18 protein-coding genes are annotated in these 19,132 nt (G+C 66.4%); 1 reads left to right on the forward strand and 17 read right to left on the reverse strand.

Translation table 11 applies throughout. From position 1 onward, the window contains the following. Positions 1-26: 26 nt before the first annotated feature. The 7 genes from dnaB to ppsA form a co-directional block, all read right to left on the reverse strand. A complete protein-coding gene (gene dnaB / locus JI745_RS03425; protein ID WP_201803758.1) occupies positions 27-1,463 on the reverse strand; it encodes a replicative DNA helicase in 1,437 nt (478 codons plus the stop codon). A 164-nt stretch (positions 1,464-1,627) separates the two neighbouring features. After that, a complete protein-coding gene (gene rplI, locus JI745_RS03430; protein WP_201803760.1) occupies positions 1,628-2,080 on the reverse strand; it encodes a 50S ribosomal protein L9 in 453 nt (150 codons plus the stop codon). Positions 2,081-2,092: 12 nt separating this feature from the next. Further along, entirely contained in the window at positions 2,093-2,383 is a 291-nt protein-coding gene (gene rpsR / locus JI745_RS03435) for a 30S ribosomal protein S18 (RefSeq protein WP_201803761.1), read from the reverse strand. A gap of 61 nt (positions 2,384-2,444) precedes the next feature. Beyond that, positions 2,445-2,726 carry a primosomal replication protein N gene (gene priB / locus JI745_RS03440; RefSeq protein WP_201803763.1) on the reverse strand — a complete coding sequence of 94 codons (282 nt, stop codon included), beginning with the start codon at positions 2,724-2,726 and terminating at the stop codon, positions 2,445-2,447. Positions 2,727-2,763: 37 nt separating this feature from the next. Then, positions 2,764-3,129, reverse strand: coding sequence for a 30S ribosomal protein S6 (gene rpsF / locus JI745_RS03445; protein ID WP_201803765.1), 366 nt, complete (start codon positions 3,127-3,129; stop codon positions 2,764-2,766). 158 nt (positions 3,130-3,287) lie between these two features. Next, the gene (locus JI745_RS03450) at positions 3,288-5,390 is read right to left on the reverse strand and encodes a sodium:solute symporter family protein (protein WP_201803766.1); all 2,103 of its coding nucleotides are present in this window, start codon (positions 5,388-5,390) and stop codon (positions 3,288-3,290) included. A 74-nt stretch (positions 5,391-5,464) separates the two neighbouring features. Further along, positions 5,465-7,864, reverse strand: a complete 2,400-nt coding sequence (ppsA, locus tag JI745_RS03455; protein WP_201803768.1) for a phosphoenolpyruvate synthase — start codon at positions 7,862-7,864, stop codon at positions 5,465-5,467. A gap of 209 nt (positions 7,865-8,073) precedes the next feature. Here ppsA and JI745_RS03460 point away from each other — a divergent pair, with 209 nt between their 5' ends. Continuing rightward, positions 8,074-8,892 (forward strand): pyruvate, water dikinase regulatory protein, encoded by an 819-nt coding sequence (locus JI745_RS03460; protein ID WP_201803771.1) that lies wholly within the window; start codon positions 8,074-8,076, stop codon positions 8,890-8,892. Between the two features lie 6 nt (positions 8,893-8,898). On the opposite strand, the gene JI745_RS03465 is transcribed toward JI745_RS03460, so the two are convergent. From JI745_RS03465 to ispC, 10 genes are all read right to left on the reverse strand, one after another. Further along, on the reverse strand, positions 8,899-9,672 hold the full coding sequence (locus JI745_RS03465; RefSeq protein ID WP_201803773.1) for an RNA methyltransferase: 774 nt from the start codon (positions 9,670-9,672) through the stop codon (positions 8,899-8,901). Further along, positions 9,665-10,297, reverse strand: a complete 633-nt coding sequence (gene rnhB / locus JI745_RS03470; protein WP_201803776.1) for a ribonuclease HII — start codon at positions 10,295-10,297, stop codon at positions 9,665-9,667. The genes JI745_RS03465 and rnhB overlap by 8 nt, the downstream gene beginning before the upstream one ends. After that, positions 10,269-11,417, reverse strand: a complete 1,149-nt coding sequence (lpxB, locus tag JI745_RS03475; RefSeq protein WP_236674891.1) for a lipid-A-disaccharide synthase — start codon at positions 11,415-11,417, stop codon at positions 10,269-10,271. The genes rnhB and lpxB overlap by 29 nt, the downstream gene beginning before the upstream one ends. A gap of 14 nt (positions 11,418-11,431) precedes the next feature. Beyond that, positions 11,432-12,214 carry an acyl-ACP--UDP-N-acetylglucosamine O-acyltransferase gene (gene lpxA, locus JI745_RS03480; RefSeq protein WP_201803778.1) on the reverse strand — a complete coding sequence of 261 codons (783 nt, stop codon included), beginning with the start codon at positions 12,212-12,214 and terminating at the stop codon, positions 11,432-11,434. Between the two features lie 15 nt (positions 12,215-12,229). Next, the gene (gene fabZ, locus JI745_RS03485) at positions 12,230-12,670 is read right to left on the reverse strand and encodes a 3-hydroxyacyl-ACP dehydratase FabZ (RefSeq protein ID WP_201803780.1); all 441 of its coding nucleotides are present in this window, start codon (positions 12,668-12,670) and stop codon (positions 12,230-12,232) included. A gap of 5 nt (positions 12,671-12,675) precedes the next feature. Continuing rightward, positions 12,676-13,704 (reverse strand): UDP-3-O-(3-hydroxymyristoyl)glucosamine N-acyltransferase, encoded by a 1,029-nt coding sequence (lpxD, locus tag JI745_RS03490; RefSeq protein WP_201803781.1) that lies wholly within the window; start codon positions 13,702-13,704, stop codon positions 12,676-12,678. 3 nt (positions 13,705-13,707) lie between these two features. After that, on the reverse strand, positions 13,708-14,226 hold the full coding sequence (locus tag JI745_RS03495; protein ID WP_201803783.1) for an OmpH family outer membrane protein: 519 nt from the start codon (positions 14,224-14,226) through the stop codon (positions 13,708-13,710). Further along, the gene (bamA, locus tag JI745_RS03500) at positions 14,226-16,463 is read right to left on the reverse strand and encodes an outer membrane protein assembly factor BamA (protein ID WP_236675158.1); all 2,238 of its coding nucleotides are present in this window, start codon (positions 16,461-16,463) and stop codon (positions 14,226-14,228) included. Before bamA ends, JI745_RS03495 begins: the two co-directional genes overlap by 1 nt. An 82-nt stretch (positions 16,464-16,545) precedes the next feature. Beyond that, complete coding sequence (gene rseP, locus JI745_RS03505; RefSeq protein WP_201803786.1) at positions 16,546-17,919, reverse strand: RIP metalloprotease RseP; 1,374 nt, start codon at positions 17,917-17,919, stop codon at positions 16,546-16,548. Beyond that, complete coding sequence (ispC, locus tag JI745_RS03510; protein WP_201803788.1) at positions 17,916-19,124, reverse strand: 1-deoxy-D-xylulose-5-phosphate reductoisomerase; 1,209 nt, start codon at positions 19,122-19,124, stop codon at positions 17,916-17,918. Before ispC ends, rseP begins: the two co-directional genes overlap by 4 nt. Positions 19,125-19,132: the final 8 nt, after the last annotated feature.

The raw sequence follows: 19,132 nt of genomic DNA on the forward strand, positions 1-19,132 counted from the left end.
GGAAAGCCTCACGGCAGTCCAGGATCTCAGTAGAAGTCGCCACCGCCGCTGCCCGGTGCCATGTTCTCGAACTTGGTGAGCGGCTTGAGGAACGCGAGCTTGACCGTGCCGGTCGGGCCGTTACGCTGCTTGCCGATGATGATCTCGGCCACGCCTGGCTCTTTCGACGGCGTGGGGCCGTCCATCTTGTTGTAGTAGTCGTCGCGGTAGATGAACATGATCACGTCCGCGTCCTGCTCGATGGCGCCTGACTCGCGCAGGTCGCTCATCATCGGGCGCTTGTCGGTGCGGGTCTCCACGCTTCGGTTGAGCTGAGAGAGTGCGATCACCGGGCAGCGCAGCTCCTTGGCCAGCGACTTGAGGCCGCGCGAGATCTCACCGATGACGGTGGCGCGGTTTTCTTCGCTGCCGCCACCGCTGCCGCTCATCAGCTGCAGGTAGTCGACCACGATCAGGCCAAGCTGGCCGCATTGGCGGGCTTGGCGCCGTGCGCGCGCGCGCAGTTCGCTGGGCGACAGGGCCGAGCCTTCGTCGATGAAGACGGCGGCCTTGCCCAGTTTCTCGACGGCTTCGGACAGCCGGCCCCATTCGTCGTCCTGCAACTTGCCAGTGCGCAGGTGCGACTGGTCAATGCGGCCGAGCGAACCCACCATGCGCAGGGCGAGCTGCGCGGCGCCCATTTCCATCGAGAACACGACGACTGGCAGGCCTTCGTTCACGGCCACGTTCTCGGCGATGTTGAGGGCGAAGGCGGTCTTGCCCATCGAGGGGCGGGCGGCCAGCACGATGAGGTCGCCGGGTTGCAGGCCGGCGGTCATCTTGTCCATGTCGTAAAAGCCGGTGCGCACGCCGGTCACTTCCTCGGCGCCGTTCTCATGCAGCTCGTTCACCCGGTCGATGAGCTGCACGACCAGCGTGTCCATGCTGATGAAGCCCTGGCGCGAACGCGAGCCTTCTTCGCCGATCTTGAAGATCTTGCTCTCGGCTTCGTCGAGGATCTGCGGCACCGGGCGGCCTTGCGGGTTGAAGGCCGCAGTGGCGATCTCGTCGCTCGCAGCGACCAGCTTTCGCAGCACGGCGCGCTCACGCACGATCTCGGCGTAGCGGCGCAGGTTGGCGGCGCTGGGCACGCTCTGCGCCAGCGCGTTGAGGTAGACGAGGCCGCCGCAAGCCTCGGCCTTGCCCAGGCTCTGCAGCTGCTCGAAGACGGTGATCACGTCGGCAGGCTTCGCCTGGTTGATCAAACCACCGATGGCCCCATAGATGAGCTGGTGCTCGTGTCGGTAGAAGTCGCTGTCGGTGAGCAGGTCACCGGCGCGGTCCCAGGCGCTGTTGTCGATCAGCAGGCCGCCCAGCACGCTCTGCTCGGCTTCGATCGAGTGCGGCGGGATGCGCAGGCGTGCGACTTCGTCGTCGCGCGGATCGGCGCCAGCTTGATGGGGGAGGTTGAAGACCGACGACATCGTTTTGATCCTAGGAGCGAGAGTGCAAACTGCGTACCCGGGGGAACGCCCTGTGCGCAACCCTGTGCATATCGCGTGGTCAAGCTGCGGATAGACAGGGAAAACTCAAAGCCCAATGAAAAAGGGCCGGCAAAGCCGACCCTTCTCTGTGGCACGGCAGGACCTCAGTCGGTCTCGCCCACCACCACCACCTTGACCTCGACCACCACATCGGAGTGCGGTGCGACGGTCACAGTGTGCTCGCCAACCGTCTTCAGCGGGCCGTTCGGCAGGCGGACCTGCGACTTGACGACCTTGAAGTCGATGCGATTGAGCGCATCGGCGATGTCGTGATTGGTCACCGAGCCGAACAGGCGGCCATCCACACCGGCCTTCTGCGTGATGTGAACGGTGCGGCCGTTCATCTTTTCACCCAGCGCTTGAGCAGCGGCCAGCTTTTCAGCGGCAGCCTTCTCGAGCTCGGCGCGACGGGCTTCGAATTCCTTGATCGCGGCTTCGGTCGCACGGCGTGCGGCGCGGGTCGGGATCAGGAAGTTGCGGGCATAACCGTCCTTGACCTTGACGACGTCGCCAAGATTGCCGAGGTTGGCCACTTTTTCGAGCAGGATCACTTGCATGTCTGTGGCTCCTTAGACCTTGTGCTGGTCGCTGTACGGCAGCAGGGCCAGGAAGCGAGCGCGCTTGATGCAGGTGGTGAGCTGGCGCTGGAAGAACGCGCGCGTGCCGGTCAGGCGGGCGGGCGTGATCTTGCCGTTTTCACCGATGAAGTCGCGCAGCGTGTCGATGTCCTTGTAGTCGATCTCTTCGACGCCGGTCACCGTGAAGCGGCAGAAACGCTTGCGGCGGAACAGCAGGGACTGTTGGTTGCGCTTGGGCTTGCGGTCCTTCGAGAACCGACCTTTACCACGTGGCGGGGGCATATCTCACCTCTCTAGAAATTCAATCCGGAACAAACAAGAGCTCGTCACCAGGGACTGCAGCTCATTCAAATTCGGTCACATGCAGGACGGTGCCTCGGCCATTGCGCTGGTGGGTCAGAAAGCCGGCGAAGGTACCGGTGCTTCCGATCTCCAGCTTCATGAGGCGCTGTGCGAGATCCCCGATGACCACTGCGCGCATCTCCAGGGAGACCTTGCGAGGGGTGCCGGCTTCGGTGACCTGCGATTCGTGCTTGAGCCCGAAATCGCAAGCTGGAAGACCAGCGGGGGTGTATCGCACCGCACCTCGCTCCACCAGCTGCGCCGACAGAACCATGCGGTTCATGCCAGCCTCGCTCTCAGGAGCGCCGGGGCACTTTCAATCAGGCCGAAGCCTCCTGCTGGGGCGCCTTGCGGGCCTCGTCCTTTTCCACCGACTTCATCATCACCGACGGGCCGGTCTCGGCCTTGGTCTTGACGACGGTCAGGTGACGCAGCACGGCGTCGTTGAAGCGGAAGCCGGTCTCCAGTTCGCCGAGGACTTCCTTGCTGCATTCGATGTTGATGCAGAGGTAGTGGGCCTTGGCCAGCTTCTGGATCAGGTAAGCCATCTGGCGACGGCCCCAGTCTTCCACGCGGTGCACCTTGCCACCACCATTGGTGACGATGCCCTTGTAGCGCTCCAGCATGGCCGGAACTTGTTCGCTCTGATCCGGATGGATGAGCAGGATGATTTCGTAATGACGCATAGGACTCCTTCTGGTTTCCAGTGTGGAAGCCACCCCGTAGGCGTCGTGTCTTCGGGCGCAACGCCTGGCAGGAGTGCCAAGCAGAATGCTCGTCGGACCGGGTGTGGCAAGGGAAGCCCGCGATTCTACTCTGAAACCGCCCTCAGGGCGCCAAGGCGCTACTGCGGCCGCCTCGGCAAGCGGATCGACGCCAGGAACTCGCCCGCCGCTTGCGGCCGCCCGGGCGTCAGCAGGCTCACGGCGACGGTGACCAGGAGACTGGCCGCCACCCCGAACACCCCCGCCGAGATCGGCTGGATGCCGAGCCAGAGATCGATCGGCGCCGCCACGTGAACGATGTCACGCATCCACGCCTCGTTGCGGACCATGTAGTACAGCGAGACCGACAGGCCGGCCACCATGCCGGCCACCGCGCCGATGGCGTTGGCCCGTTTCCAGAACACACCCAGCACCAGCGCCGGGAACAGAGCCGACGCCGCGATCGAGAACGCGGCCGACACCAGGAACACGATGTCGGCCGGCTTCTGCGCTGCCACCGCCGCCGCACTCAACGCCACCACCAGCAGCAGCATCTTCGAGGTGGTGACCCGCCGGCTGTTGGACGCACGCGCGTCGACGACCTTGAAGTACACGTCGTGCGACAAGGCATTCGAGATGGTGAGCAGCAGGCCATCGGCCGTCGAGAGCGCCGCCGCCAGGGCCCCGGCCGCCACCATGCCCGACACGACGAAGGGCAGCCCCGCGATCTCGGGCGTGGCAAGCACCACCATGTCGCTGCCGATGCGGATCTCGCCTAGCTGGAGGACCTTGTCGCCGTTGATGTCGCTCACGCTCAGGAGCCCGGGGTCGACCTTGGCCCAGTTGGCAATCCAGCCCGGCAGCTGGTCGAACGGTGTGCCGACCAGCACGTTGAACACCTCGAACTTGACCATCACCGCCAGCGCCGGGGCCGACAGGTACAACAGCAGGATGAAGAACAGCGACCACGTCACCGACTGGCGTGCCTGGCGCACCGATGGTGTGGTGTAGCTGCGCGACAGCAGGTGCGGCAAGGCTGCGGTGCCGATGGTGAGGCAGAAGACGAGCGCGAGGAAGTTGCGTCGTGAGTCGTCGAAATCGCGCTGCTGCGCGGCCGTCCCTTTCGGGTCACCCGCGTAGGCGGTGCCGTGGGGCGGCAACCCGCCCAGCGGCTGCGCCCTCGCCTCTGCGGCCGCCTTGGCCTGCGACCAGACGCGTCGTGCCGTCTCGGCATCGCGAGGCAAGGCGAGCAAGGCTTTTTCCGCAGACTGGATGTGCGCGAGAGGCGCGTCTTCCGCCCGCAGTTGCTGTACACGCTTGCGCGCGATCTCCTGGTCACGCGCGAGTGCCGTCGGCACGTCCTTCAGCTTGGCCGCGTATTCCTCGGCCCGGGCCTTGTAGAGCGCGATCACCTCCAGCTCGCGCGGGTCGGCCCGCAGAGCCTGCTCACGCTCGGTCACCTTCTCCAGCTGCTGGCCATAGACCAGCTGGGGCACCGGCACGCCGGTCTGCTTGACCGACAACCAGAACACCGGCACCAGGAATGCCACCACGAGCACGATGTACTGCGCCACCTGGGTCCACGTGACCGCGCGCATGCCGCCGAGAAACGAGCACACGAGGATGCCGCCCAGCCCGAGGAACACGCCGATCTCGAAACCCACGCCGACGAGGTGGCTCGCGATCAGGCCGATCGCATAGATCTGGGCCACCACGTAGGTGAACGAGCACAGGATGGTCGCCAGCACGCCCATCAGCCGCGGACCATGACTGCCGTAACGCGCGCCGAGGAAATCGGGGATCGTGTATTGGCCGAAGCTGCGAAGGTACGGCGCGAGCAGCAAGGCCACCAGGCAGTAGCCGCCCGTCCATCCCATGATGAACGCGAGGCCCGCATAGCCTTGCAGGTACATCGTGCCAGCGAGGCTGATGAACGAGGCGGCCGACATCCAGTCGGCCGCGGTCGCCATGCCGTTGTAGGCCGCCGGCACCCGTCTGCCGGCCACGTAGTACTCGTCTGCCTCCGAGGTGCGGCACAGCACCCCAATGCCGGCATACAGCAGCACGGTCGAGAGCAGGAAGATCGCGCCGATCCACCGGCGCGACATGCCCATCGCCTCCAGCCCGGCGAGGCCGGCGATGAAGAGCAGCAGCCCCAGCACATAGGCGCCATAGACCCGATTGAGCCGCCGAATGAACGCGGGCGAGCTCAGGTCATCGGATGCTGGAGAGGGGCCGGCCATGGCGGGCCATTCTCACGGGGCGCAGCGGCCCCGTGCCATCCTCATCTACCCTCGACGGGAGTGCTGTTGCGCGATCAGCGGCGCGTCGCGAGCCGCTTCCAGGTGTCGACCACCGTGTCCGGGTTGAGCGAGATCGACACGATGCCCTCCTGTGCCAGCCAGTCGGCGAAGTCCGCGTGGTCGCTCGGCCCCTGGCCGCAGATGCCCACGTACTTGCCCACCGCACGGCAGGCCGTGATGGCGCGCGAGATCAGCGCCTTCACCGCCGGGTCGCGCTCGTCGAAGTCTGCGGCGAGGATCTCCATGCCCGAGTCGCGGTCCAGGCCCAGCGTGAGCTGGGTCAGGTCGTTGGAGCCGATCGACATGCCGTCGAAGAACTCGAGGAACTGATCCGCCAGCACGGCGTTGCTCGGGATCTCGCACATCATGATGATGCGCAGACCGTCCTGCCCGCGCTTCAGGCCCTTTTCGGCCAGCATCTCGGTCACGCGCTTGGCTTGGCCGAGCGTGCGCACGAAGGGCACCATGATCTCGACGTTGGTCAGGCCCATGTCGTTGCGCACGCGCTTCAAGGCCTCGCACTCCATCGAGAAGGCATCGCCGAACCCGTCGCTCACGTAGCGCGAGGCGCCGCGGAAACCAAGCATCGGGTTCTCTTCCTCGGGCTCGTAGCGGCTGCCGCCGATGAGCTTGCGGTACTCGTTGGACTTGAAGTCCGACAGGCGCACGATCACCGGCTTGGGCCAGAAAGCGGCCGCAATGGTGGCCACGCCTTCGGTCAGCTTGTCGACGTAGAAGGCGCGCGGCGAGGCATGGCCTCGCGCCACCGACTCCACTGCCTTCTTGAGGTCGATGTCGATGTTGGGGTAGTCGAGGATCGCCTTCGGGTGCACGCCGATGTTGTTGTTGATGATGAACTCGAGCCGCGCCAAGCCAACGCCGCTGTTGGGCATCTGCGCGAAGTCGAACGCGAGCTGCGGGTTGCCCACGTTCATCATGATCTTGATCGGGCAGTACGGCAGCTCGCCGCGGTCGACCTCGGTGATCTCGGTCTCGAGCAGGCCGTCGTAGATGTAGCCGGTGTCGCCCTCAGAGCAGGCGACCGTCACCAGCGCGCCGTCCTTCAGGGTGTCGGTGGCGTCGCCGCAGCCGACGACGGCGGGGATGCCCAGCTCGCGGGCGATGATCGCCGCGTGGCAGGTACGCCCGCCGCGGTTGGTGACGATGGCGCTCGCGCGCTTCATGACCGGCTCCCAGTTGGGGTCGGTCATGTCGGTGACGAGCACGTCGCCGGGCTGCACGGTGTCCATCTCGGCCAGGCTGTGCACGATGCGCACGGGGCCGGTGCCGATCTTCTGGCCGATGGCGCGGCCTTCCGCGAGCACGGTCCCCGTGCCCTTGAGCTTGTAGCGCTGCTCGGCCTTGCCGGCCTGCTGGCTCTTCACGGTCTCGGGACGGGCCTGCAGGATGTAGAGCTGGCCGTCACCGCCGTCCTTGCCCCACTCGATGTCCATCGGGCGGCCGTAGTGCTGCTCGATGATGAGGGCGTACTTGGCGAGCTCGGTCACGTCGGCGTCGCTGAGCGAGTAGCGGTTGCGCAACTCGGTCGCGGTGTCGACCGTCTTCACGAGCTTGCCCGAGGCCTTCTTCTCCTCGGGGGTGGCGAACTCCATCTTGATGAGCTTGGAGCCGAGGTTGCGGCGGATGAGGGCCTGCTTGCCGTTCTTGAGCGCGGGCTTGTGCACGTAGAACTCGTCGGGGTTGACGGCGCCCTGCACCACCGTCTCGCCCAGGCCGTAGCTGGAGGTGATGAAGACGACATCCTTGAAGCCGCTCTCGGTGTCGATGGTGAACATGACGCCGGCCGCGCCCAGGTCGGAGCGCACCATGCGCTGCACACCGGCCGACAGGGCCACGTCGGTGTGGGCGAAGCCCTTGTGCACGCGGTAGCTGATGGCACGGTCGTTGTAGAGGCTGGCGAAGACCTCCTTCATCTTGTGCAGCACGTCCTCGATGCCGACAACATTCAAGAAGGTCTCCTGCTGGCCGGCGAAGCTGGCGTCGGGGAGGTCTTCGGCGGTGGCCGAGGAGCGCACGGCAAACGAGGCTGCCGGGTTGCCGGCGGTCAGCTTGGCGAACTCGGTGGTGATGGCCTCTTGCAGATCGGCCGGGAATGGGGTTTCTTCGACCCAGCGGCGAATCTCGGCACCCGCTTCGGCCAGCGCACGCACATCTTCGGTGTTGAGGGTGTCCAGCCGCTTGTTGATGCGCTCGGCCAGGCCGTTGTGCGCCAGGAAGCGGCGGAAGGCATGGGCCGTGGTGGCAAAGCCGCCGGGCACACGCACGCCCGAGGCTGCCAGCTGGCTGATCATCTCGCCGAGGGAGGCGTTCTTGCCGCCGACCGACTCGACGTCGGTCATCCTCAGGTGTTCAAACGGCACGACCAGGGCGGTCGCCAGATTGATGGAAGACATGGGAAAGCTCCGTGATGTTGGTAAACCGGTGCTTCCCAGCGGGGCCGCGAGCCGATCAAGGGCTCCAGCGGCGAGGCGACTCGCTGCGTATCGAGTTGTGGTTGGAGTGCAGGCGGTGGCATGCGTGGTGCGACTGGGAAGAGTCTGAAAAGATTCTAGGCCCGATTTGCCTATGATCGACCCCCTCACTCCACGGGCCGAGATTCCATATGCCGAACCGCACTGTGTACTTTGTCTCTGACGGCACCGGCATCACGGCCGAAACCTTCGGCAACTCGATCCTGGCGCAGTTCCCGGGCAAGCCGCGCCACGTGCGCCGACCCTTCATCGACACCCTGGACAAGGCCCACCAGGTGGTGCGCGAGGTCAACCAGACGGCCGAGCTCGAAGGTGTACGCCCGGTCGTTTTCCTGACCCTGGTCGACCCGGACATGCTGGGCGTGCTCAAGGCCAGCAAGGGCATGGTGCTGGACATGTTCAACACCTTCATCGAGCCGCTGGAGGCCGAGTTCGGCGTCAAGTCGAACCACCGCATCGGGCGCTTCGCCGATGTGTCGAAGAGCCAGGAGTACACCGACCGCATCGAGGCCATCAACTTCTCGCTCGCGCACGACGACGGCCAGTCGGCGAAGAACCTGGAGCAGGCGGACGTGATCCTCGTCGGCGTGAGCCGCAGCGGCAAGACGCCCACCTCGCTCTACCTCGCCATGCAGCACGGCATCAAGGCGGCCAACTACCCGCTGATCCCCGAAGACTTCGAGCGCAACGAGCTGCCCAAGAGCCTGGCGCCGCACAAGGCCAAGTGCTTCGGGCTGACCATCGCGCCAGAACGACTGGCCGAGATCCGCAACGAGCGCCGGCCGAACAGCCAGTACGCCAATCTCGAGAACTGCAAGCGCGAGGTGGCCCAGGCCGAAAGCATGATGCGTCGCGAAGGCATCTCGTGGCTGTCGTCCACGCACAAGTCGATCGAAGAGATCGCGACCACCATCCTGCGCGACATCCGGCCGGATCGGCTGATGTACTGACGGCCGTCAGAGCCGCTGGCGGGTTGATTCGTAGAGGCAGATCGCCGCGGCAGCGCCGACGTTCAGCGATTCCTCCCCGCCCGGCTGCGGAATGCGCAGCGTCTGTACGCAGCGCGCGGCCAACCCGGCCGACATGCCCTGCCCTTCGTGGCCCATCACCCAGGCGCAGGGCCAGGGCAAGTCGACTTCATGCAAGGCCTGGGGTGCGTGGGAACTGGTGCCGAGCAACGGCGACCTCAGCGCGTCGAGGTCGCCCTCGGCCACCTGCTCGACGAGGTTGAGTCCGAAATGCGCACCCATGCCAGCGCGCAGCACCTTGCCCGACCAGAGCGCTGCGGTTCCCTTGAGCGCAATGCACTGCGTGAAGCCGAACGCCGCCGCGGTGCGCAGAACGGTGCCCACGTTGCCGGCATCCTGCAGGCGGTCGAGGATGACGGTCGGCGAAAGCGGCTGGATCGCACCCTTGTCCGACCACGGCAACACGAACCCCAGCGGGGCCGGCGATTCGAGCGTGCTGAGCGCCGCCATCAGCGAGAGCGGAATGACGATCACGACATCGGCGGCACGGGCCAGCTCGCGCAAGGCCGGCTGCTCCCAGGCAGCCTCGGTGATCACCGCCTGTGCAGGTCGCCCACCGCGCTTGAGGAACGCATCGCACAGGTGATCCCCTTCGACCCACAGCTGGCCGAGCTTGCGATAGGCAGCAGGCTCGGCTGCGAGCTTGCGCAGCTTCACGAGCAGCGGGTTGTCACGCGAGGTGACGACCCTGGGCTCACTCATCCCACGGCCCTTCGAGCGCCTCACGCACCGGCGCGAAGGAGCGCCGGTGGTGGACGCAGGCACCGTGCGCCTTGAGCGCCGCCAGGTGCTCGGCCGTCGCGTAGCCCTTGTGGCCGTCGAAGCCGTACTGCGGGTGCTCCTCGTGCAGGGCGAGGCACAGCCGGTCGCGGTGAACCTTGGCCAGGATGGACGCCGCCGAGATCGCTTTCACCTTGGCGTCGCCCTTCACGATGGCTTCGGCCGCCATCTTGAGCACGGGCAGCCGGTTGCCGTCGACGAGCACCTTGCCGGGCTTGAGGCGCAGCCCTTCGACGGCGCGCTTCATCGCCAGCATGGTGGCGTGCAGGATGTTGAGCTGGTCAATCTCTTCCACCGAGGCCTCCGCGACGGAGCAGCACAGGGCCTTGGCGCGGATCTCGTCGTAGAGCCGCTCCCGCACGAGGGGCGAGATCACCTTCGAGTCTTTCAGGCCGCGGATCGGCTTCAGGTCGTCGAGGATGACGGCAGCGGCGACCACCGGCCCGGCCAGCGGGCCGCGACCGGCTTCGTCGACGCCGGCGATCAGACCCATGACGTCGAAGCTCAGGCCGAGCTGTTCAGGCACGGAGGACTTTTTCGATGGCATCGGTGGCGGCTTGGGCGGTGTTGCAGCGCAGTTGCAGGTGCAGGCCCTCGAAGCGGCTGACGAGCGAGGCACATGCCTCTGGGTCGTCGAGCCAGCGGAAGGCGGCACGGGCCAGATTGTCGGGGGTGGCCTCACCCTGCAGCAACTCCGGCACGGCAAAGTCGCGCAACAGGATGTTGGGCAGGCCTACCCACGGCTGGTAGGCCATGCGCTTCATCAGCTGGTAGGTCAGCCAGTGCATGACGTAGGTGATGACCATGGGCCGCTTGAAAAGCGCGGCCTCGAGCGTGGCGGTACCGCTGGCGATGAGCGTGACGTCACAGGCGGCGAGCGCCTGATGTGACATGCCGTCGAGCACCTGCACGTCGGCCGACGGCGCGTATTGCGCCACCAGGGGGTCGATCATCGGTCGCAGGCTCGGGACGGCCGGCAGCACGAAGCGCAGGCCCGGGCGCTCGCGCTTCATCAACTGCGCAGCGGCGAGCACGCGCGGCGCGTTGTACTGGATCTCGGAGCGGCGACTCCCAGGCAGCAAGGCCACCACCTGGGAATCGTCGTCCAGGCCGAGCGCCGCTCGCGACGCCGCCCGCGGCACCGCGACCGGAATCGCGTCGGCCAGCGGGTGCCCGACGTAGCTCGCGGCAATGCCGTGCTTCGCATAGATTTCGGGCTCGAACGGGAAGATGCACAACACATGGTCGGCGGCCGCACGGATCTTTTCGATGCGCTTCCCACGCCAGGCCCAGATCGACGGGCTGATGAAGTGCACGGTCTTGATGCCAGCCGACTTGAGGCGGGTCTCGAGGCCGAGGTTGAAGTCGGGGGCGTCCACGCCGATGAAGGCATCGGGCCGCTCTTTCAGCAGGCGATCGCCGAGCGCGTTGCGGATGCCCACCAGCTCACGATAGTGGCGGAGCACCTCGACGTAGCCGCGCACCGCCAGCTTCTCGTGCGGCCACCACGCGTCGAAGCCGTGCTCGGCCATGCGTGGGCCGCCGATGCCGAAGGTCGACAGCCCGGGCCAGCGGCCCTTCAGCCCGCCGAGCAGCAAACCCGCGAGCAGGTCGCCCGACGCTTCGCCGGCGACCATCCCCAGGCGGGGGCCTGTCGTCGAACTCATCGATCGCCCGCCGCTCAGCGCACGAGGCCGCGGGTGGAGCCGGCAAGGAAGTCCAGCATGGTCTGGACGTCCTCGTCACCGCCCTGCCCTCGCAGGCCTTCAATGTCGGCCTTGGCCTGCTCCAGCGTGGCACCGCTGCGGAAGATCAGCTTGTGCATCTGGCGGATTAGGCGCTGGCGCTCCTCGCTGAAGCCGCGGCGCTTGAGGCCGGTCAGGTTGACCGCGCGCACCGCCAGCGGATTGCCGTCGACGGTCATGAAGGGCGCAACGTCCTGCGCCACATGGCCCTGGAAGCCGATCATCGAGTGCGCCCCAACGTGCACGAACTGGTGCACGCCGGACAGGCCGCCGATCACCGCCCAATCGCCCACGTGCACATGGCCCGCGAGCGTCACGTTGTTGGCCAGCACCGTGTGGCTGCCCAGGCGCACGTCGTGCGCGAGGTGCACGTAGGCCATGATCCAGTTGTCGTTGCCGACGCGGGTGACGCCCTGCTCCTTGAAGGTGCCGGTGTTCAGGGTGCAGAACTCGCGGATGGTGTTGCGGTCCCCGATCACGAGCTGGGTGACCTCGCCCCCGTGCGACATGTCCTGCGGCATCGCGCCGATGGATCCGAACTGGTAGAACTTGTTGTCGCGCCCGATCGTCGTGCGGCCTTCGATCACGCAGTGCGGGCCCACGGTGGTGCCTTCGCCGATGCGCACCTCGGGGCCGATCACCGCGTAGGGCCCCACCGTCACCGAGCTGGCGAGCTCAGCCTTGGGGTCGACGATCGCGGTGGGGTGGATGTTCGCCATCGCGAGCCCTTCCGGTCAGGCGATGCGACGCATCGTGCAGGTCAGCTGGGCTTCGACGGCCAGTTCCCCGCCCACCAGGCCACGCGCGGCAAAGCGGCAGACGCCGGCCTTCATGCGGTCGAGGTCGACTTCGAGCACCAGCTGGTCACCCGGCTCCACCGGGCGCTTGAAGCGCGCGCCGTCGATGCCGGCGAAATAGAAGACGGTCTGGTCGTCGAGTTGGATGCCCATCGTCTCGATGGCCAGGATGGCGGCCGCCTGGGCCAGCGCCTCCAGCATCAGCACACCCGGCATCACCGGGCGGTGCGGAAAGTGGCCGTTGAAGTAAGGCTCGTTGATGCTGACGTTCTTGATGGCCTGGATGCGCTTGTTCTTCTCGAGCGACACCACCCGGTCCACCAGCAGGATGGGGTAGCGGTGAGGCAGCGTCTTCAGGATTTGGTGGATGTCCATCATGGTCGTCAAGGAGTCTTCTTTTCGAGGGCGCGCAGGCGCTCTCTCAGTGCATGCAGATTGCGCAGCGTGGCGGCATTCTTTTCCCAGGTCGCATTGTCGTCCATGGGAAAGAGGCCGCTGTAGGTGCCCGGCTTGAGGATCGAGCGGGTGACCGCCGTGCACGACGAGATCACGGTGCCGTCGCAGATCTTCAGATGGCCGGTGATCATGGCCGCGCCGCCGATGATGCAGCGACTGCCGATGATCGAGCTGCCGGCGATGCCGGTGCAGCCCGCAATGGCCGTGTGCGCCCCGATGCGGCAGTTGTGGCCGATCTGGACCAGGTTGTCGATCTTCACGCCGTCTTCGATGACGGTGTCGTCGAGCGCGCCGCGGTCGATGCAGGTGTTGGCGCCGATCTCGACGTCGTTGCCGATGCGCACGTTGCCCAACTGCTCGATCTTGACCGCCCCGCTCGGGCTGGCCGCGAAGCCGAAGCCGTCGGCGCCCAGCACGACGCCGCTGTGCACGATGCCGCGGGCGCCGATCTGCGTGCCGAACATCAGGCTGACGCGCGGTGCGAGGCGGGTGCCCCAGCCGACCCGGGCGTCGCGGCCGATGAAGCTGTGGGCGCCGATGACCGCGTCTTCCTCGACCACGGCCCCGGCTTCGACTACGACGAAGGGGCCGATGCTGGCGGACCGGGCGACCTGCGCCGCCGGGTCGATGACGGCGCTTGGATGGATGCCCGGCAGGTCGGGCGGGCGGGTGCGCGCCGCCCACCACTGCGTGAGGTGCGCGAACGAGAGGTAGGCATCGGCCGTCACCAGCGTCGCACCACGGGCGATGGCGGCATCACGGGACGCAGGCCCGACGATCACGCAGCCCGCGTGGGAGCCGGCCAGCTGGCTGTGGTATTTGGGATTGGAGAGGAAGGAGATGGTGGAAGGCGTGGCGCCTTCGAGGGGACCGATGCGCGTGATCCGCAGTCCCGGGTCACCGATCAGCTCGCCGCCAAGATGTGCGGCGATCTCACCCAGCGTGGCGTCGGCCACCGATCACTTTCCGCCCTGGGTGTTGAGCATCTTGATCACCCGCTCGGTGATGTCGATGCGCGGGCTGGCATGGAAGGCCTCCTGGACGACCAGGTCATAGCGTTCCTGCTCGGCGATCTGGCGCACCGCGATCAGCACACGCTCGCGCAGGGCGATCATCTCGTCGTTGCGGCGCTGCGCCAGGTCTTCGCGGTACGCGCGCTGCTTGCGCTGGAGCTCGCGGTCCTGGTCGATCAGCTCGCGCTGGCGGCGGTCACGCTCCGCATCGGGCAGCGTGGGGCTTTCGCGGTCGAGCTTGGTGGCTGCAGCCTTGAGCTTGCTCGTGAGCTCGTTGATCTCTTTCTCGCGGCGACTGACCTCGGCTTCGAACTTCACCCAGCCGGCCTGAGCGGGCAAGGCATCGCGCATGACCTTGTCGCTGTTGACGTAGGCGACTCTCAGTTCCTGCGCTTGTGCGCCACAGGCCGCCACGACCAGGCAGGCAGCAGAGAGCACCGACTTGAGAGAAGAAGAGCTGCTCATTAGAACGCGGTCCCGATCTGGAATTGGAGACGCTGGATTCTATCCGTGCGCTCATACCGCAAGGGCTTGCCCCAGCTGAGCTTCAAAGGCCCCACCGGCGACACCCAGCTCAGGCCCAGACCGGCCGAGACGCGCAAGGGGTCGAGGGTGGTCTGGTCGTCCCAGACATTGCCGGCATCCATGTAGGCGAAGAAGCGCAAGGTGCGGTCGTTGCCGGCGCCCGGCACCGGGAGGTAGAGCTCGCTGTTCAGGTTCAGTCGGCGGGTACCGCCGATGTAGCCGCCCAGCGAGTCGACCGGGCCGAGCGTGCCCTGGTCGAATGCCCGCACGGTGCCCAGACCGCCGCCGTAGAAGCGCTTGAACACCGGGTACGGACGGCCCTGCAGGCCCTCACCCCAGCCCAGTTCAGCGTTGACGGCAAAGGTGTACTTCTTCGACAGCGGCCAATAGTGCTGGTACTGCAGGTTGCTGCGCACATAGCGGGTGTCGGCCCCAGCGCCCCACTCGATGTTGACGCGCTTGTAGCTGCCTTCATTGGGCACGAGGGCGCTGTCGCGGCCGTCGCGCGTCCAGCCGACGGTGATGGGCACCGAGGTACTCTTCTCGCCGTACAGCTCTTTTTGCAGCCAGATGTTGTTGGGCAGGCCGGTGGTGCCCTTGATCTTGGTCTGCTCGATGCCGGCGCCAAAGAACACGGTGTCGTATTCGCTGAACGGCACGCCGAACTTGATCGACGCCCCCGGCGTGATGAACTCGTACTCTTCGCCCTGGCTGTTGATCGGCTTCTGCGTGCGATAGAAGACGTCGACCGCACGAGAGATACCGTCGAGGGTGAAGTACGGGTCGACGGCGCTCACCACCAGCGTGCGGGCCGATTTGCTGGTGTTGATCTCGATGCCGAGGTAGTTGCCGGTACCGAAGACATTGTCCTGCTTGACCGAGGCCGACAGCGCCAGCTTGTCGGCGCTCGAGAAGCCAGCGCCGAGCGACAGGTTGCCGGTGGGCTTCTCGACCACCGTCAGCGTGAGGTCCACCTGGTCGGGCGAGCCGGGCACCTCGTTGGTCTCGATGCTCACTTCCTTGAAGTAGCCCAGGCGGTCCACCCGGTCGCGCGACAGCTTGATGCGGTTGCCGTCGTACCAGGACGACTCGAACTGGCGGAACTCACGGCGCACCACCTCGTCGCGCGTGCGGCTGTTGCCGGCGACGTTGATGCGGCGCACATAGACGCGGCGCTGGGCATCGGCCACCAGCGTCAGCACGACCTGGCCGGTCGCCCGGTCGATCTCGGGGCGCGCATCGACCCGCGCGAAGGCATAGCCGTAGGTGCCGAACCGGTCGGTGAACGCCTTGGTGGTCTCGGCCACCGACTCGGCCCGGTACGCCTCGCCCGGCTCGATCTTCACCAGCGACTTGAACTCGTCTTCCTTGCCGAGATAGTCGCCTTCGAGCTTGACGGCGGTGACGGTGTAGGGTTGGCCTTCCTTGATGTTGACCGTGATGGTGATGTCCTGCTTGTCGCCGGAGATGCTCACCTGCGTGGACTCGATCGCGAACTCGAGGTAGCCGCGGTTGAGATAAAAGGAGCGCAGCGTCTCCAGGTCGGCCGTCAGCTTCGAGCGCGAGTAGCGGTCGCCCTTGGTGTACCAGTTGAGCCAGCCGCCGTCGTTGAGGTCGAAGAGCCCCGTGAGCGTGCTTTCCGAGAACGCCTTGTTGCCCAACACGCGGATCTCGCGGATGCGCGACGGGCCTCCTTCGGTGATGGTGAAGGTGACGTTGACGCGGTTGCGCTCCTGCGGCGTGACGGTGGTCACCACCTCGGCCGCATACAGGCTCTTTGTCAGGTACTGGCGCTTCAACTCCTGCTCGGCACGGTCGGCCAGGGCCTTGTCGAAAGGCAGGCCTTCGCCGATGCCAAAGTCCTTCAGCGACTTGACGAGCACGTCCTTGTCGAATTCCTTCAAGCCGACGAAGTCGATGTTGGCAATGACGGCGCGCTCGTCGACGATCACGACGACCACGTCACCGTCGACCTCGACGCGCACATCCTTGAAGAGACCCGTCGCGAAAAGTGCGCGCAAGGCGGCGGCGCCCTTCTCGTCGGTGTAGGTGTCGCCAATTCGGAAAGGCAGCGAGGCAAACACGGTGCCGGCGTCAGAGCGCTGCAGGCCTTCGACGCGGATGTCCTTCAGCACGAACGGTGCCACGGCCCAGGCCGAGCCGGCCTGCAAGGCCATGCCGAGGGCAATCGACAGGATGCTTGGGCGGAAGTACGACAGGCGGAGGCGTGACGAGACAGGGAGAGTGCGCATGCAGTATTCAGTGCAGGCCCAGAAGGCGGGCCACGTCGTTGTAGATGGCGAGCGACGTCATCACGAGCATCAGCGCCACACCGCCGCGCTGCAATCGATCCAACCACGCATCGGAGGGCGGTCGCCCCGTCACGGCTTCGAAAAGATAGTACATGAGGTGCCCACCATCGAGGACCGGCAGCGGCAACAGGTTGAGCACCCCGAGGCTCACGCTGACCACCGCGAGAAAACCGAGATAGTAAGCGAGGCCCTTGCTCACCGATTGGCCGGCGTAGTCGGCGATGGTCAGCGGGCCGCTCAGGTTCTTCAGCGAGGCCTCGCCGATCAGCATGCGGCCAAGCATGCGCACCGTGAGCGAGGAAACTTCCCAGGTGCGCGTGGCTGCCTGCGAGAGACCGTCCCACAGGCCGTAGCGCACGGTCACCATCTCGAAGGGCCGGCCGAGGCTCGCCTCGATGCGGCCGACCCGCTTGTCGCCGTCGGTGACGATGGCCGGCTTCACTGCAACATCGATCACCTGCCCGTTGCGCTGCACCGACCAGCGCTGAGGATCGGTCGAAGGCCGGTCCGCGCTGGCGCGGATGGTCTGCCACAGGTGGTCGATGTCGCGCATCGGCGTGCCGTCGATGCTCAGCACGAGGTCGCCCGCCTGCAGCCCGGCCCGCGCGGCCGCGCCGCCCTCCATCACGGTGTTCAACACCGGCTCGTCGCCGCGATACGGTGCGCCCAGGCCGATGCTCTGCATGAGCTTGGCGTCGATGTCCTTGGCGTTGAGCTTGTCGAGTTCGAGCACGACGGTGCGTTGCGCATGGCCGTCGCCGTTGGTCACGAGGAGATGGATGCGACGGCCTTCCAGCACGGCGTGGGTCACCTGCCAGCGCAGATCGGTCAGCGAGCGCACGTCTTCCCAGTCGGTCCCGTCGTGGGACCAGGCACGTACCCAGTCGCCCGAGCGCAAGCCGGCGCGCTCGGAGAGGCTCGCCGCCGCCGGCGACCCCAGGCGTGCCTTGGGCTCTTCGACACCGATCCAGTGCTGTGCCGCATAAAGCAGGACGGCCAGCAGCAGGTTGGCCACCGGCCCGGCCGCCACGATCGCGGCGCGCTGGCTCAGGGGCTTGCGGTTGAAGGCCATGTGGCGCTCTTGCGGATCGACCGGGCCTTCGCGCTCGTCAAGCATGCGCACGTAGCCACCGAGCGGCAACGCCGACAGCACGAACTCCGTGCCGCCCGGCCGCCGCTGATGCCGCCACAGCACCTTGCCGAAACCGACAGAGAAGCGCAGCACCTTCACGCCACAGGCACGGGCCACCCGGTAGTGGCCGTACTCGTGGATGACGATGAGAACGCCCAGCGTCAGGATGAAGCCGAAGAGAGTGGTCATGGAACGCGCAGCAGGCGACTCACCTGTTGCTCCGCCGCGCGGCGCGCGCTGGCATCGAGCGAGAGCAGGCCTTCGATCGAGCGGCAAGCGTCGGCCGGCGGTGCGATGGCATCCAGCGTGTGGGCATTGACGCTGTGAATCTGGTCGAAGCGGATGGTTCCCGCGAGGAACGCAGCGACGGCCACCTCGTTGGCTGCATTGAGCACCGCGGTGCTGCCCTCCGCACCGCGCAGCGTGTCCCAGGCGAGCTGCAGGCCCGGGTAGCGCTGGAGGTCGGCCGGCTGGAACTGGAGCGCCGCGAGTTGCGTGAAGTCGAGTGCACTCGCGCCCGACTCGATACGCTCGGGGAATGACAAGCCGTAGGCGATGGGGACCCGCATGTCAGGCGTGCCCAGTTGGGCGAGCACCGAGTTGTCGCGGCAGACCACCATCGAATGGATGATGCTCTGCGGATGGATCACCACGCGGATTTGCTCCGGCGTCAGGTCGAACAGCCAGCGCGCCTCGATCACCTCGAGCGCCTTGTTCATCATCGTCGCCGAATCGACCGAGATCTTGCGACCCATCACCCAGTTGGGATGGGCGCAGGCCTCGTCGGGCGTCACGCTCGCCAGCGTCTTCGGGTCACGCTCGCGGAACGGGCCGCCCGAGGCGGTGAGCACGATGTGGTCGATGCGACGGCCCCAGGTGCTGCGGTCTTCCGGCAGGCACTGGAAGATGGCCGAGTGTTCGCTGTCGATGGGCAGAAGCGTTGCCCCGCCCTCCTTCACCGCCTTCATGAACAGCGCACCGCCCACGACGAGCGCCTCCTTGTTGGCGAGCATCAGGCGCTTGCCGGCGCGTGCCGCTGCGATGCAGGGCTCCAGACCCGCGGCTCCGACGATGGACGCCATCACCGAATCGACGTCGGGATGAGCGGCCACCAGCGACAAGGCTCCCGGGCCTTCAAGCACCTCGGTACGCAGGCCGGCGGACTTGAGCCCATCGCGAAGGTCCTTGGCCGCGCCGGGTTGTGTCATCACCGCATAGCGCGGCTTCCACTCCATGCACTGGGCCAGCAACTCGGCGACCCGGCTGTGGGCCGTCAGCGCGAAGACTTCGTAGCGCTCACTATGACGCGACATCACGTCGAGCGTGTTGGCTCCCACGCTGCCGGTCGAGCCAAGGATGCAGACGCGCTGCCGCGCGGGAGAAGTCTGTTGCATGGAGTTGC

Source organism: Piscinibacter sp. HJYY11 (genome assembly GCF_016735515.1).
Taxonomy (GTDB): domain Bacteria; phylum Pseudomonadota; class Gammaproteobacteria; order Burkholderiales; family Burkholderiaceae_C; genus Rhizobacter.

Bases quoted from the DNA above. Each gene is read 5' to 3' on its own strand.
- ppsA (WP_201803768.1), bottom strand. From the start codon at position 7,864: ATGTCTTCCATCAATCTGGCGACCGCCCTGGTCGTGCCGTTTGAACAC.
- fabZ (WP_201803780.1), bottom strand. From the start codon at position 12,670: ATGATGGACATCCACCAAATCCTGAAGACGCTGCCTCACCGCTACCCC.
- JI745_RS03465 (WP_201803773.1), bottom strand. From the start codon at position 9,672: ATGAGTGAGCCCAGGGTCGTCACCTCGCGTGACAACCCGCTGCTCGTG.
- rpsR (WP_201803761.1), bottom strand. From the start codon at position 2,383: ATGCCCCCGCCACGTGGTAAAGGTCGGTTCTCGAAGGACCGCAAGCCC.
- lpxB (WP_236674891.1), bottom strand. From the start codon at position 11,417: ATGAGTTCGACGACAGGCCCCCGCCTGGGGATGGTCGCCGGCGAAGCG.
- dnaB (WP_201803758.1), bottom strand. From the start codon at position 1,463: ATGTCGTCGGTCTTCAACCTCCCCCATCAAGCTGGCGCCGATCCGCGC.
- lpxA (WP_201803778.1), bottom strand. From the start codon at position 12,214: ATGGCGAACATCCACCCCACCGCGATCGTCGACCCCAAGGCTGAGCTC.
- JI745_RS03460 (WP_201803771.1), top strand. From the start codon at position 8,074: ATGCCGAACCGCACTGTGTACTTTGTCTCTGACGGCACCGGCATCACG.
- JI745_RS03495 (WP_201803783.1), bottom strand. From the start codon at position 14,226: ATGAGCAGCTCTTCTTCTCTCAAGTCGGTGCTCTCTGCTGCCTGCCTG.
- rplI (WP_201803760.1), bottom strand. From the start codon at position 2,080: ATGCAAGTGATCCTGCTCGAAAAAGTGGCCAACCTCGGCAATCTTGGC.
- bamA (WP_236675158.1), bottom strand. From the start codon at position 16,463: ATGGCCTTGCAGGCCGGCTCGGCCTGGGCCGTGGCACCGTTCGTGCTG.
- rpsF (WP_201803765.1), bottom strand. From the start codon at position 3,129: ATGCGTCATTACGAAATCATCCTGCTCATCCATCCGGATCAGAGCGAA.
- priB (WP_201803763.1), bottom strand. From the start codon at position 2,726: ATGAACCGCATGGTTCTGTCGGCGCAGCTGGTGGAGCGAGGTGCGGTG.
- ispC (WP_201803788.1), bottom strand. From the start codon at position 19,124: ATGCAACAGACTTCTCCCGCGCGGCAGCGCGTCTGCATCCTTGGCTCG.
- rseP (WP_201803786.1), bottom strand. From the start codon at position 17,919: ATGACCACTCTCTTCGGCTTCATCCTGACGCTGGGCGTTCTCATCGTC.
- rnhB (WP_201803776.1), bottom strand. From the start codon at position 10,297: ATGCCATCGAAAAAGTCCTCCGTGCCTGAACAGCTCGGCCTGAGCTTC.
- JI745_RS03450 (WP_201803766.1), bottom strand. From the start codon at position 5,390: ATGGCCGGCCCCTCTCCAGCATCCGATGACCTGAGCTCGCCCGCGTTC.